At 58.3% G+C, this 13,236-nt stretch carries 13 protein-coding genes; 3 read left to right on the forward strand and 10 right to left on the reverse strand.

Annotated features, from left to right (window positions below; translation table 11 throughout):
• Positions 1-5: 5 nt before the first annotated feature.
• The 3 genes from G5179_RS16870 to G5179_RS16880 form a co-directional block, all read right to left on the reverse strand.
• Positions 6-803: an ATP-binding cassette domain-containing protein gene (locus G5179_RS16870; protein WP_421258781.1), complete on the reverse strand. Its 798-nt coding sequence runs from the start codon at positions 801-803 to the stop codon at positions 6-8.
• A 53-nt stretch (positions 804-856) separates the two neighbouring features.
• The gene (btuC, locus tag G5179_RS16875; protein ID WP_421258766.1) at positions 857-1,864 is read right to left on the reverse strand and encodes a vitamin B12 ABC transporter permease BtuC; all 1,008 of its coding nucleotides are present in this window, start codon (positions 1,862-1,864) and stop codon (positions 857-859) included.
• Between the two features lie 96 nt (positions 1,865-1,960).
• Positions 1,961-2,692 carry a substrate-binding periplasmic protein gene (locus G5179_RS16880; RefSeq protein WP_421258767.1) on the reverse strand — a complete coding sequence of 244 codons (732 nt, stop codon included), beginning with the start codon at positions 2,690-2,692 and terminating at the stop codon, positions 1,961-1,963.
• A 112-nt stretch (positions 2,693-2,804) separates the two neighbouring features.
• Between G5179_RS16880 and G5179_RS16885 the strand changes: the two genes are divergently transcribed.
• Together G5179_RS16885 and tapW are read left to right on the forward strand one after the other, a co-directional pair.
• Positions 2,805-3,161 carry a DMT family protein gene (locus G5179_RS16885; RefSeq protein WP_005337656.1) on the forward strand — a complete coding sequence of 119 codons (357 nt, stop codon included), beginning with the start codon at positions 2,805-2,807 and terminating at the stop codon, positions 3,159-3,161.
• Between the two features lie 58 nt (positions 3,162-3,219).
• The gene (gene tapW, locus G5179_RS16890; RefSeq protein ID WP_421258768.1) at positions 3,220-4,359 is read left to right on the forward strand and encodes a type IVa pilus ATPase TapW; all 1,140 of its coding nucleotides are present in this window, start codon (positions 3,220-3,222) and stop codon (positions 4,357-4,359) included.
• Positions 4,360-4,436: 77 nt separating this feature from the next.
• Here the strand turns inward: tapW and G5179_RS16895 are convergent, their stop codons facing one another.
• Positions 4,437-4,886 carry a methyltransferase family protein gene (locus G5179_RS16895; RefSeq protein ID WP_421231252.1) on the reverse strand — a complete coding sequence of 150 codons (450 nt, stop codon included), beginning with the start codon at positions 4,884-4,886 and terminating at the stop codon, positions 4,437-4,439.
• 173 nt (positions 4,887-5,059) lie between these two features.
• Between G5179_RS16895 and alr the strand changes: the two genes are divergently transcribed.
• Positions 5,060-6,286 (forward strand): alanine racemase, encoded by a 1,227-nt coding sequence (gene alr / locus G5179_RS16900; protein WP_103422279.1) that lies wholly within the window; start codon positions 5,060-5,062, stop codon positions 6,284-6,286.
• A gap of 65 nt (positions 6,287-6,351) precedes the next feature.
• Here alr and G5179_RS16905 read toward each other — a convergent pair whose 3' ends face one another.
• From G5179_RS16905 to G5179_RS16930, 6 genes are all read right to left on the reverse strand, one after another.
• Entirely contained in the window at positions 6,352-7,296 is a 945-nt protein-coding gene (locus tag G5179_RS16905; protein WP_005337664.1) for a TerC family protein, read from the reverse strand.
• A gap of 302 nt (positions 7,297-7,598) precedes the next feature.
• The gene (gene oppF, locus G5179_RS16910) at positions 7,599-8,594 is read right to left on the reverse strand and encodes a murein tripeptide/oligopeptide ABC transporter ATP binding protein OppF (protein WP_005337666.1); all 996 of its coding nucleotides are present in this window, start codon (positions 8,592-8,594) and stop codon (positions 7,599-7,601) included.
• Positions 8,595-9,575 (reverse strand): ABC transporter ATP-binding protein, encoded by a 981-nt coding sequence (locus tag G5179_RS16915; RefSeq protein ID WP_005337668.1) that lies wholly within the window; start codon positions 9,573-9,575, stop codon positions 8,595-8,597. It abuts the gene before it with no gap.
• A gap of 54 nt (positions 9,576-9,629) precedes the next feature.
• Positions 9,630-10,541: an oligopeptide ABC transporter permease OppC gene (gene oppC, locus G5179_RS16920; RefSeq protein WP_139407229.1), complete on the reverse strand. Its 912-nt coding sequence runs from the start codon at positions 10,539-10,541 to the stop codon at positions 9,630-9,632.
• Between the two features lie 14 nt (positions 10,542-10,555).
• The gene (oppB, locus tag G5179_RS16925; RefSeq protein WP_069555437.1) at positions 10,556-11,476 is read right to left on the reverse strand and encodes an oligopeptide ABC transporter permease OppB; all 921 of its coding nucleotides are present in this window, start codon (positions 11,474-11,476) and stop codon (positions 10,556-10,558) included.
• A gap of 98 nt (positions 11,477-11,574) precedes the next feature.
• Positions 11,575-13,194 (reverse strand): ABC transporter substrate-binding protein, encoded by a 1,620-nt coding sequence (locus G5179_RS16930; protein WP_266135098.1) that lies wholly within the window; start codon positions 13,192-13,194, stop codon positions 11,575-11,577.
• Positions 13,195-13,236: the final 42 nt, after the last annotated feature.

The raw sequence follows: 13,236 nt of genomic DNA on the forward strand, positions 1-13,236 counted from the left end.
GTTTCTCACAAACTGGGCATAAACCAGACCCGACCCGCCGCTTCGATGCGGTCGGTGCGGATCTGGAATACCTGCGCCAGCAGCGCCTCATCCACCAGCTCTACACCCCCTTCGCGCACCACCGCGCCCCCTTGCAGGCAGAGAATGCGGTCGGCCCAGTCGATGGCCAGATTGATATCGTGGATGGCGAGCACCACCAGCAAGCCCTGCCCGGCCAGGGTTTTCAGCAACCGCAATAGCGCCAGCTGGTGATGCAGGTCGAGCCCCGCCAGCGGCTCGTCCAGCAGCAGCACCTTGCCGGTCGGATTGAGGCTCGGCCACACCTGCAGCAAGGTGCGGGCAATCAGCACTCGCTGCTGCTCGCCCCCCGACAACCGGCTGAAGTCACGAGCCAGCAAGGCTTCCAGCTCCAATGCCTCGCACAGTGCGTTTATCGCCTCATTCTGTCTGGCGGGCGCAACCGCCTCATCGAACCCCAGGCTCAACACCTGAAACACCGGAATATGAAACAGCTGGGGCTGACGCTGGGGTAGCATGGCACGCTGCTTGGCAAGCTCGGGCCAACTCAGGTCAGTAAGCACTTCCCCCCCCAGCAGCACTGTGCCATCGGCGGGTAAAATCCCCGCCAGCGCCCCGAGCAGGGTCGACTTGCCACTGCCATTGGGGCCAAGCAGCGCCACCAACTGGCCGCCATGCCAACGGATATTGAGGGGAGAGAGCCGTCCGGCAATGGCGAGCTCGCGCGCCTCCAGCAGCGGCGCAGTAGCACCAGAAGAAACCGGCATGTGATCAGCGGGCGACATCGGCATCTTGCCTCAACAACGGGTAAATAAGGTGACTGCGCGCCCCGACCAAATCATGCAGAACCATCAGCAGTTTGCCTCAATAGCAGATAGATAAAGAGCGGCGCCCCCACCGAGGCGGTGATGACCCCTATAGGCAACTCCCCCGCGCTCAGGGTGGATCGAGCAACCAGATCGGCTGCCATCAGCAGGGCCCCGCCACCGAGCGCCGACGCAGGCAGCAGGAAACGCTGATCGCTACCGCCACAGAGCCGCAGCAGATGGGGCACCACCAGCCCGACAAAACCGATCACCCCGCACAGGGATACCGCCACCCCGGTCAGCAGACAGACCGCCAGCACCAGCCGTACTCGCATCCTGTCGACATCCATCCCCATCAGGCGGGCCTGGGTCTCCCCCAGCAGCAACTGTTGCAGCGCCTTGCCCTGCCAGCAGAGCCAGCCCAGGGTGAGCGGCAGCACCAGCCACCACCAGGCAAACTGCTGGCTGCCGTAAGAGAGGCTGCCCATCATCCAGAACATGAATTCACGCAAGGAGCCGTCGTCGGCAAAGTACATCAGCCAGGTCATGGCGGCATTGGTGAGAATACCGATAGCCACCCCAAACAGTAGCAAGCGGGCATGGCCGAGACGCGCCCGGCGAGCCAGCCGAATGAGCAGCATGGTCACCAGCAGGGCGCCACCGAAGGCCGCCAGTGACAGCACCCAGCCTGGCAGATAGACACCGAGGGATTTGGCTACCGCCATCGCTACCATGGCAGCCAGTCCTGCCCCGCTTGAGACACCAAGCAGCCCGGGCTCCGCCACCGGGTTGTGCAGCATCACCTGTAGCACGGCACCGCCACAGGCAAGCGCTGCACCAGCCAAGAGGGCCAGCAAGGCGCGCGGCAGACGCAGCTCCAGCAGGATGCGCTGTTCGAGATCGCCAAGGGGCTGCCAGGGCAGCAGCACAAACTCGCCCCAGACGAGGGATAAGAGAAACAGCAGCAGGGTCAGCAGGGTCAGGCCACCGAGCCAGCGCCGCTGCCAGCGCTGCTGGCGGGCGATAAGGGAGAGGTACAAGGATGATCCCCGAATAACAAGGCAGCCCCCCGGCCCTGTCGCAGCGCCGGGGAGAAGCAGGAAAAGGGCATGATAACAGTGGCTTGCCACCCAAGGTCAAGGCTGGTAACGCTTTGCCATCACGCTTATCTCGCCGCTGGCCACCAGATTTTGCAGCGCCACCAATAAGGGCTGGCGCAGCGACTGGTGAGGTGAGTGCTTGCTCATCCCCAGATAGAGGGTCACCGGCGTGGCAGGGCGGTAGTCCGCCTTGCCTATCCGGCTGGCATTTCCCTGACTCAGGGCATAGTCCACCTGACAGTCGGTGCCAATCATCAGCGGCAGGTGACCGCGCTGCACCATGCGCAGCAGCTGATCTTCGGTGGCTACTCCGTGCTTGTCGAGGCGACTGCCAGAGTTGAAGGGCTCAAAGTAGGCGGAGTTGAGCACATAGCCCACCTTCACCCCCTGCAGATCGCGGTATTGGTGGATCCGGGCCACATTGACCGGCTGACCATAAAACGCGGGCCAGCACTGGTAGTAGGCAGGCTGCAGATAGTCGATAAACTGCGCCCGCTCGGCGGTATAGGCGAGGCCAATCATCAGATCGACCTGACCGGTCTGCATCTGCTTGAGCGCCCTGCCCCACGGCATCCGCCGTACCTGCAACTCAATGCCGCTCGCCTGTTGCAACCGGCGCAGGATGTCCATGTCGAGCCCCTGCAACCGGCCATCCGCTTGCAGGATGCGAAATGGCGGCCACAGATCGGTGGCCACCGTCAGCGTCGGGGTCGCACACACCGGCATGGCAAATAACAGTAACAACACAATCCCGCATAACTTGCCCATCCCGTCGCATACCTCGCACGGCTTATCCTGTTGGTTAAAAATACCCTCCCGCACCACGTATGAAAACCCGTGGTTCAGGGATAAAATGCGCCGGATTTTCAAGGAGAACCCTATGAACCCGATTTTCACCAGTATCGGTCTGCTGCTCTGCAGCAACGTCTTTATGACCTTCGCCTGGTACGCTCACCTCAAGAGCATGAACCATAAACCCTGGATCATTGCCGCCCTGGTGAGCTGGGGTATCGCTCTGTTCGAATACCTGCTACAAGTGCCCGCCAACCGCATCGGCCATACGGTGATGAGCGTGGGCCAACTGAAAATCCTGCAAGAAGTGATCACACTCACCGTATTCGTCCCCTTCTCTATCTTCTATCTCAAAGAAGATCTGAAATGGGACTATCTCTGGGCAGGGCTCTGCATTCTCGGTGCGGTCTTTTTTGTCTTTCGCGAGAAACTGACCGGCGCCTGAGGCTGTACACTCAATATCATCCCGCTCATGGCATCTCATTGATCGACGAGGCAAAAAAATGGAATTGCGAGACATGTTACAGATCCTGGCCAAGCAGGATGGCTCAGACCTCTATCTGTCGACCGGCGCGCCCCCCTGCGCCAAATTTAACGGCGGCCTGCGCCCCCTCAACGAAACGCCGCTGGAGCCGGGGGAAGTGGCGCGGATCGCCGCCGAGATCATGGATGGCGAGCAGAAGCAGCAGTTCGAGAAGGATCTGGAGATGAACCTCGCCATCTCCCTGCCCCAGATCGGCCGCTTTCGGGTCAACATCTTCAAGCAGCGCAACGAAGTCTCTTTGGTGGCCCGCAACATCAAGACCGACATCCCCCGCTTTGAAGATCTCAAACTCCCGCCTGTGCTGCTCGACACCATCATGGAGAAACGCGGTCTGGTACTGTTTGTCGGCGGTACCGGCTCGGGTAAATCTACCTCGCTGGCGGCGCTTATCGACCACCGCAACCGCAACAGCGGCGGGCACATCATTACCATCGAGGATCCGGTGGAGTTCGTTCATCGCCACCGCAAGAGCATCATCAACCAGCGGGAGGTTGGCGTGGATACCCGCAGCTTCCACGCCGCCCTGAAAAACACCCTGCGTCAGGCGCCGGACGTCATTCTTATCGGCGAAATTCGCGATCGCGAGACCATGGAGCATGCGCTGGCCTTCTCCGAAACCGGCCACCTTGCCATCTCCACCCTGCACGCCAACAATGCCAACCAGGCGCTGGATCGCATCATCAACTTCTTCCCGGAAGAGCGCCGCCCACAGCTGCTCAACGATCTGGGCAACAACCTCAAGGCCTTTGTCTCTCAGCGGCTGGTGAAAACCACCGATGGCGGCCGCCGGGCCGCAGTGGAGATCATGCTCGGCACCCACACCATCCGCGACATGATCAAGCGCGGCGAATTTGGCGGCCTCAAAGAGGTGATGGAGAAATCCAAGGCCCTCGGCATGGTCACCTTCGACAGTGCCCTGTTTGATCTGGTGGTGGAAGGGGTAATTGAGGAAGAAGAGGCGGTGAAGAACGCCGATTCGGCCAACAACCTGCGCCTCAAGATCAAGCTGTGGAAGGAGAAGGGACAGATAGCCATCAGCAGTGATGCCACCGGCTGGAGTCTGGAGCCAACAAAGGATGAAAAGGACGATCTCTTCTGATCGCTCCCTCCCGTGCCTCAACAGGCACGGGGGCATTATCTCCCTCTCACACTTTCGCAAAGTGTCTTCCAGACCACTTAACACCAACGGCGAACGCGCTGGCAATACGCCACATACTCGTCACCAAAGCGGGCGCTTAGCAGCCGCTCCTCCGGCATGATCTGAAAGCGAGTTAACCAGGCCACCAGCACGATTGGCCCAACCCAGACCCACATCCCGCCGAGATAACAGCCCCAGGCGGCCAGCCAGCAGAGCAAGCCCAGATACATGGGATTGCGGCTGACACGATAGACGCCACAGGTCACCAGACGGCTGGTGTGCTGCGGTTTGGTGGGGCTGACCGTGGTCTGGTGGTGACGAAACCGTTGCAGGGCCCCAAAGCCCATGATGGCCCCCGCCACGACCAGCACAGCCATCAGCGTCATTGCCCAGATACCGGGCTGGCTCTCCCCTCTTAGCCACCACATGGCCCCTGCACAGAGCAGGAAGATCAGCGGTGGTGGAAAACGTAACTCAAGATTGACCATTTTCTTCCCCTGACGAGTGTCGGCCGAACCCGTGTTGCGGTAGACTCCCAACCAGTCAGCACCTGTTGAGAGTGACAAAGATCATAATAATAACAACAAGTTGTGGTTAAACCACCACCAATGTGGCCGACCCCGTCCAAACTATCCAACGCGAACAACAAAAAGGAATCACCATGCACAAGAAAACTCTGCTGGCTACCCTGATCTTCGGCCTGCTCGCGGGCCAAGCCGTTGCGGCTCCCTATCTGCCCCTTGCGACGGATCATCGAAACGGCCAGGAGCAAACCGCCAGCAACGCCTGGTTGGAAGTGGATCTGGGCGCCTTTGAACACAATATCCAGACCCTCAAGGATCGTCTCGGTGACAAAGGCCCGCAGATCTGCGCCATCATGAAGGCCGACGCTTATGGTCATGGCATCGACCTGCTGGTCCCCTCCGTGGTCAAGGCCAATATCCCCTGCATCGGCATCGCCAGCAACGAAGAGGCGCGCGTCGCCCGCGAGAAGGGCTTTACCGGCCGTCTGATGCGGGTGCGTGCTGCCACCCCGGATGAAGTAGAGCAGGCCCTGCCCTACAAGATGGAGGAGCTGATCGGCAGTCTGGTCAGTGCCCAGGGTATCGCCGATATCGCCCAGCGCCACCACACCACCATTCCGGTGCATATCGCGCTCAACTCCGCCGGCATGAGCCGCAACGGCATCGACCTGCGTCTGGCCGATGCCAAGCAGGATGCGCTGGCCATGCTCAAGCTAAAGGGGATCACCCCGGTCGGCATCATGACCCACTTCCCGGTTGAGGAGAAAGAGGACGTCAAGATGGGGCTGGCCCAGTTCAAACTGGACTCCCAGTGGCTACTGGAAGCGGGCAAGCTGGATCGCAGCAAGATCACCATCCACGCCGCCAACTCCTTCGCCACCCTGGCCGTGCCGGACGCCTACTTCGACATGGTGCGCCCGGGCGGCCTGCTCTACGGTGACTCCATCCCCTCCCACACCGAGTACAAGCGGGTGATGGCATTCAAGACCCAGGTAGCCTCTGTCAACCACTATGCGGCAGGTAACACCGTCGGTTATGACCGCACCTTTACCCTCAAGCGTGACTCCTGGCTCGCCAACCTGCCGCTGGGCTACTCCGACGGTTATCGCCGCGCCCTCAGCAACAAGGCCTATGTGCTGATCCAGGGTCAGAAGGTGCCGGTGGTCGGCAAGACTTCCATGAACACCATCATGGTGGATGTGACTGATCTGAAAGGGGTGAAACCCGGCGACGAGGTGGTGCTGTTTGGCCGTCAGGGTGACGCCGAAGTGAAACAGGCGGATCTGGAGGAGTACAACGGCGCCCTGCTGGCGGACATGTACACCATCTGGGGCTACACCAACCCCAAGAAGATCAAACGCTGATAACACGATATGAAAAAGGGCTCCCACGGGAGCCCTTGTTGTTATTGCTTCATTGTCTGCCGCACTCAAGCGGCCTTTTTACGGGTCACAAACAGACTCAGCCCCATGGATGCCAGCAGGATCAACGCAACTACACCAAGCGCAATGCCGGTCGGGATTTTGAAGATATCCAGCAGCAGCATCTTGACCCCGATAAACATCAGGATCAGCGCCAGACCGTATTTTAGCAGGGCGAAGCGATCAGCCACACCGGCCAGCAGGAAGTACATGGCACGCAGACCCATGATGGCGAAGATGTTGGAGGTCAGCACGATGAAGGGATCCGTGGTCACCGCGAAGATGGCCGGGATACTGTCCACCGCGAAGATGAGGTCGCTCACCTCCACCAGCACCAGGATCAACAGCAGCGGGGTGGCATAGCGCACACCGTCACGCCAGACGAAGAACTTCTCCCCTTCCAGGGTCTCGGTCACCTTGAAACGACGGCGCATCCAGCCCAGCAGCGGGTTGTTGGCGAGATCAGGCTCCTTGTCGGCCGCCCACAGCATTTTGGCGCCGGTCAGCAGCAGGAAAGCGCCGAACAGATAGAGGATCCAGTGGAACTGCTCGATGAGCCAGCTGCCCGCGAACACCATACCGGCACGCATCACGATGGCACCCAGCACCCCGTACAGCAGCACCCGGCGCTGCAACTCGGCCGGAATGGCAAAGTAGCCGAACAGCATCAGCCAGACGAATACGTTGTCCACTGCCAGCGCTTTCTCGATGAGGTAGCCGGTGAGGAACTCCAGTCCTTTCTGGTTGGCGATTTCACGGCCCGCGCTGTGATCCAGCCAGAGCCAGATGGCCAGGTTGAAGAGCAGCGCCACGCTGACCCAGATGAGGGACCAGACGCCCGCCTCTTTGAGGGACACCTTGTGTGACTTGCCGCCACCGACAAAGCGTATGTCTATCCATAACAGGACCAGCACTATGCTGAAGAAACCGGTCCACATCCACCATTCACCCATGTTCACTTCTCCCAAAAACGACAAAACCCACGACCGAGAGGCATGGGTTTGCGTTTGGAGCAGATACACCTTGCCTCTCGGCAAGGTCTCACTTACAGCTGATTTGCATCGACTGCCCGGCTGCCGGGTGCACTGCAGGAAATGGGTGCACCGTAATGACGACAAACCGGCGAGAAGTTACTCCCCTTGTTGCGCGGATAGTAGCAGCGGTAAAAGATAACGCCAAGAGGCATCTTCACTACCGCCAGAAATAAATCGGGGCCCCATCAAGGAGCCCCGCAAACAGGTTCAACACATCCCCATCAGAGCGGGTCGACCTTGAGGCAGGAGACCGCGTGATCGAAGTTCCCCTCCAGCACGGGGCGGGTCTTGGCGCACTCGGGGCCAGCCACCGGGCAGCGGGTGCGGAACACGCAACCGGACGGCGGGTTCATCGGTGAGGGCAAGTCCCCCTCCAGGATCTGGATCACCTTGTTGCGCTCCAGCTCAGGGTCCGGGATCGGCACCGCTGACATCAGCGCCTTGGTGTAGGGGTGCAACGGGTTGGCGAAGATCTCCTTGCGAGTCCCCAGCTCGACGGCGTTGCCCAGATACATCACCAGTACCCGGTCGGAGATGTGCTTGACCACCGACAGATCGTGGGCGATGAAGATAAGCGACAGCCCCATCTCCTTTTGCAGGGATTTGAGTAAGTTGACCACCTGCGCCTGAATGGATACGTCAAGCGCCGACACCGGCTCGTCGCAGATGATCATCTTGGGCTCGAGGATCAGCGCCCGGGCGATACCGATCCGCTGGCACTGGCCGCCAGAAAACTCGTGCGGGTAGCGGTTGACCAGGTTGGGCAAGAGCCCCACCTTGCTCATCATGGCGCGCACCTTCTCCTTCACCTCTTCCCGCGGCAGGTTGGGATAGAAGGTGATGAGCGGCTCGGCAATGATGTCGCCGATGGTCATGCGCGGGTTCAGAGAAGCCAGCGGGTCCTGGAAGATCATCTGGATCTCTTTGCGCTTCTCGCGCAGGGCATTCTGATCGAGCTTGGTAAGATCGTCACCCAGCCACACCACCTTGCCATCGGTGGCCGGTACCAGACCGATGATGGCGCGGGCAAAGGTCGATTTGCCGCAGCCGGACTCCCCCACCACACCGAGGGTTTCACCCTCATAGAGACGCAAGGTCACCCCATCGACCGCCTTGAGGTCGGACGGTTTGGCCCAGGGCCACGCCTTGCCACTCTTGATACTGAAGTGGACCTTGAGGTCAGACACTTCCAACAGCAATTTTTTGTCGGCACCCATTTAGTTGGCCCCCTTGTTCATGGCATCCGAAACCCAGTGGCAAGCACGCTCCCGACCGTCGTTGAACGGGGTCAGGATCGGTGACTGCTGGCCGCAAATCTCGCTGACCCGGTGGCAACGCTCCTGGAAGGGGCAGCCGGTCGGCAGACGCAGCAGGTTGGGCGGATTGCCCGGGATGGTGGGCAGCACTTCCCCTTCGGTATCGAGACGAGGAATGGCGCGCAGCAGGCCTTCGGTGTAGGGGTGGCTCGGGCGATAGAAGATATCGTCTACCTTGCCGTACTCCATGGTACGACCGGCATACATCACCAGCACCTTGTTGCAGATACCGGCGACCACGCCAAGGTCATGGGTGATCATGATGATGGCAGTGTTGAACTCGCGCTTGAGCTCGTTCATCAGAGTCATGATCTGGGCCTGTACGGTCACGTCGAGTGCGGTAGTCGGTTCGTCGGCGATCAGCAGTTGCGGCCGGCAGAGCAGCGCCATGGCGATCATCACCCGCTGACGCATACCGCCGGAGAACTCGTGGGGATACATCCCCATCCGCTTGCGTGCTTCGGGAATTTTCACCGCATCGAGCATCCGTACCGACTCTTCGAACGCTTCCGCCTTGCTGACGCCCTTATGCAACATCAGCACTTCCATCAGCTGATCCTGCACCTTCATGTAGGGGTTGAGCGAGGTCATGGGGTCCTGGAAGATCATGGCGATCTTCTCGGAGCGGATCTTGTTGAGCTTGGACTCCGGCAGGTTGAGGATCTCCTCCCCCTGAAACTTGGCGGAGCCCGTAATAATGCCGTTTTTGGCCAGCAGCCCCATGATGGCAAAGGCCGTCTGGGATTTGCCAGAGCCGGACTCGCCGACGATCCCCAGGGTTTCACCCGCAGAGAGAGAAAAGTTGAGGTCGTTGACCGCCACCACATTGCCGTCCGGGGTCTTGAACTCGACCCGCAGATCTTTCACATCCAGTAACTTCATATAAAAACTCCTTATCGATCTTTCGTGATGCTTTCCTGTCGACCCGATGCTCGATTAACGATCTTTCGGATCGAGGGCGTCACGCAGACCATCCCCGAGGAAGTTGAAGCAAAACAGGGTCACCACCATAAAACCGGCGGGGAACAGCAGTTGCCAGATGGCCACTTCCATCGACTTGGAGCCTTCATCCAGCAGGGCACCCCAGCTGGTCATCGGTTCCTGAACCCCAAGGCCCAGGAAACTCAGGAAGGATTCAAACATGATCATCCCCGGCACCAGCAAGGTGGCGTAAACGGCCACGATACCGAGTACGTTCGGTACGATGTGACGGGTGATGATCTTCCACTTGGAGACGCCACAGACGTGGGCCGCCTCGATAAACTCCTTGCTCTTGAGGCTGAGAGTCTGGCCGCGCACGATACGCGCCATGTCGAGCCAGCTCACCGCCCCGATAGCGATAAAGATGAGTGCCAGATTGCGGCCAAAGAAGGTGACCAGCATGATGACAAAGAACATGAAGGGGAAGGCGTTGAGGATCTCCAGTACCCGCATCATCAGGCTGTCGACCCGCCCGCCGATAAAGCCGGAGGCCGCGCCATACAGGGTGCCGATGATGACCGCCACCATGGCGCCCATGATGCCGACCATCAGGGAGATGCGACCGCCCAGCAGGGTGCGCACGAACAGATCGCGCCCCAGACTGTCGGTTCCGAAGTAGTGACCTGCTTCCATATCCGGCGGCGACTGCATGGCGCCCCAGTCCGGATCGTCAAAGGTGTATTGGGACAAATGGGGGCCAAAGATGACCGCCAGACCGATGATGGTCAGAATGATCAGGCTGGTCAGGGCCGCCTTGTTGCGCAGGAAACGGCGACGGGCATCCTTCCACAGGGAGCGCCCCTCCACCACTTCCACTTTTTGCGCGAACGCCTCGACGGCATCGCGTTTTTCAGTTGAAACAACCATGATGAACTCCCGAATTAGTAACGGATCTTGGGATCGATAAAGGCGTAGAGAATATCGACCACTGCGTTAAAGGTGATGGTGAGGGCGCCGACCAGAATGGTCAGACCGAGCACCATGGAGTAATCACGGTTAAGGGCACCGTTGACGAACAGCTGACCGATCCCCGGCAGGCCGAAGATGGTCTCGATCACCACGGAACCTGTGATGATGCCGACAAAGGCCGGGCCCAGATAGGAGACCACCGGCAGCATGGCCGGACGCAGCGCGTGTTTCAGGATGATGTGGCGCAGCGGCAAGCCCTTGGCACGGGCGGTACGGATGAAGTTGGAGTTCATGGTCTCGATCATGCTGCCCCGCATGATCCGCGAGATGGCGGAGATGTAGTACATCATCATGCCGAACACCGGCAGCACCATAAACTGGATGCCACCGCCCTGCCAGCCACCGGCAGGGAACCAGCCCAGATGAATACTGAAAAACAGCACCAGCAAGGGCGCCAGCACAAAGCCCGGGATCACCACCCCGGCCATAGCCGACGACATCAGCAGATAATCGATGATGGTGTTCTGTTTCAGTGCCGCTATGGTGCCGAAGGTGACCCCCAGCAACACGGCGAAGAAGAAGGCCGTGGTCCCGATCTTGGCGGATACAGGCAACGCCTGGCTCACCAGATCATTGACGGTGAAATCCTTGTATTTGAAAGAGGGACCCAAATCACCCTGCACCAGGTTGCCCAGGTAGGTGAGATATTGCATGCCAATGGGTTTGTCGAGCCCATATTTGGCCTCGATATTGGCCATCACTTCAGGGGGAAGTGAACGTTCGCTGGTAAAGGGGTTACCCGGGGCGAAACGCATCATGAAGAAAGAGACAGTGATCAAGACCAACAGAGTCGGGATCGCTTCCAATAGCCGTTTAAAAATGAATTTCAACATAGACATTTCCTGTCCTGTACTGCTTCCAAAGGGTCGCGATTGTAATAAAGGCCCGCCGTCCGGCGGGCCCTGCTTGTTATGCGACTTGTTGCTTTAAATCAGTGAGCAATGATGTACATATCTTTGCTGTAGAGGTTATCCAGCGGGTTGCTTGGGTAACCCCCAACATAAGCTTTGACCATCCGAGGTTGAACATATTGGTATATCGGGATGATCGGCATGTCCTTGGCCAGGATCTCTTCCGCCTGGACATAGAGCTTGTTGCGAGCGTCCGCATCAACCTGATCACGAGAGTCGGTCATCAACTTGTCAAACGCTGGATTGGAGTACTTGCCATCGTTGTTGCCGTGAGTGGTCTGCATCAGATCCAGCATGGATGAGGCTTCGTTGTAGTCGGCGCTCCAGCCGGCACGACCCACGTCAAACTGGCCCTGCTTCTTGGTTTCCAGGTAAGTTTTCCACTCCTGGTTCACTAAACTGACCTCTGCACCCAGTTTTTTCCACATGGAAGCAACGGCCACAGCCACTTTCTTGTGGTTGTCATCGGTGTTGTAGAGCAGCTCGAACTTCAACGGCTTGCTGGCATCGAAACCTGCCTCTTCAAGCAGCGCCTTGGCCTTGGCATCACGCTCGGCCTGGGTCATTTTTGACCACTCTGGGGCAACCGGTTTAAAACCATCGACATAGTCAGGCGTCAACCCATATGCGGGTTTTTGCCCTTGCCCCATGACTTTATCTGCAATCACGTCACGATTGACCGCATAAGAAAGAGCAGTTCGCACTCGCACGTCATCAAACGGCTTTTTCTTGATGTTGAACTGGTAGTAATAAGTAGAAACCAGACCTTCAACCTTCAAATCAGCCGGGTAATCTTTCTTGAGTTGCTTGAAACGTTCGATAGGCACGTTCCATGTCATATCAATTTCACCAGCCAAGAAGCGATTTAGCTCCGCGTTGGTGGACTGGATCGGAAGATAGGTAACCTTGTTGATCACCGTTTTCGCATCATTCCAGTAGTTTTTATTACGCTCCAAGCCAATTCGCTCATTAACAACCCACTCCTTCAATACGTAGGCACCATTACCTACCATATTGCCCGGCTGGGTCCATTTTTCACCATACTTCTCGATGACCTTCTTCGGTACCGGGTAGGTGGTGGTGTGAGAGAGCATGGTTACGAAATAAGGGATAGCCTTCTCGAGCTGCACTTCGAAGGTGTAGTCGTCGGTCGCCTTCACGCCCAGCGTATCAGCCGGCTTCTTGCCAGCAATGATCTCTGTAGCATTGGCAATAGTTGGCATCTCCAGATACCAGGAGTAAGGAGAGGCTGTCTTGGGGTCAACTGCACGCTGGAAGGCATATACAAAATCATGTGCGGTGACAGGTTCACCGTTGGACCACTTGGCATCTTTGCGCAGGTGGAAGACGTAGTGCTTGTTATCCTTGGTTTCCCAAGACTCTGCGACACCAGGAACAACTTCCCCTTTCGAACCGGATGTCACGAGACCTTCAAAGAGGTCGCGCAAAATTGCAGACTCAGGCGTTCCTTCAACTTTCTGTGGGTCCAAGGTCGCAGGCTCGGAACCGTTGCCTTTTACCAGTTGCTGGACTTCAGCCAGCTTGGTTCCCGCCGGGACATCGGCAGCCTGAGCCACATTGACGCCACCAAACAGTGCAGCCATCAGCAATGTGTTAATCATTGTTTTTTTATGAGTCATTTCCCTACTCCAACAAGAACATTCCATGCGTTTTTAAAGTGA

This window comes from Aeromonas sp. 600886 (genome assembly GCF_049174935.1).
Lineage (GTDB): Bacteria > Pseudomonadota > Gammaproteobacteria > Enterobacterales > Aeromonadaceae > Aeromonas > Aeromonas veronii_A.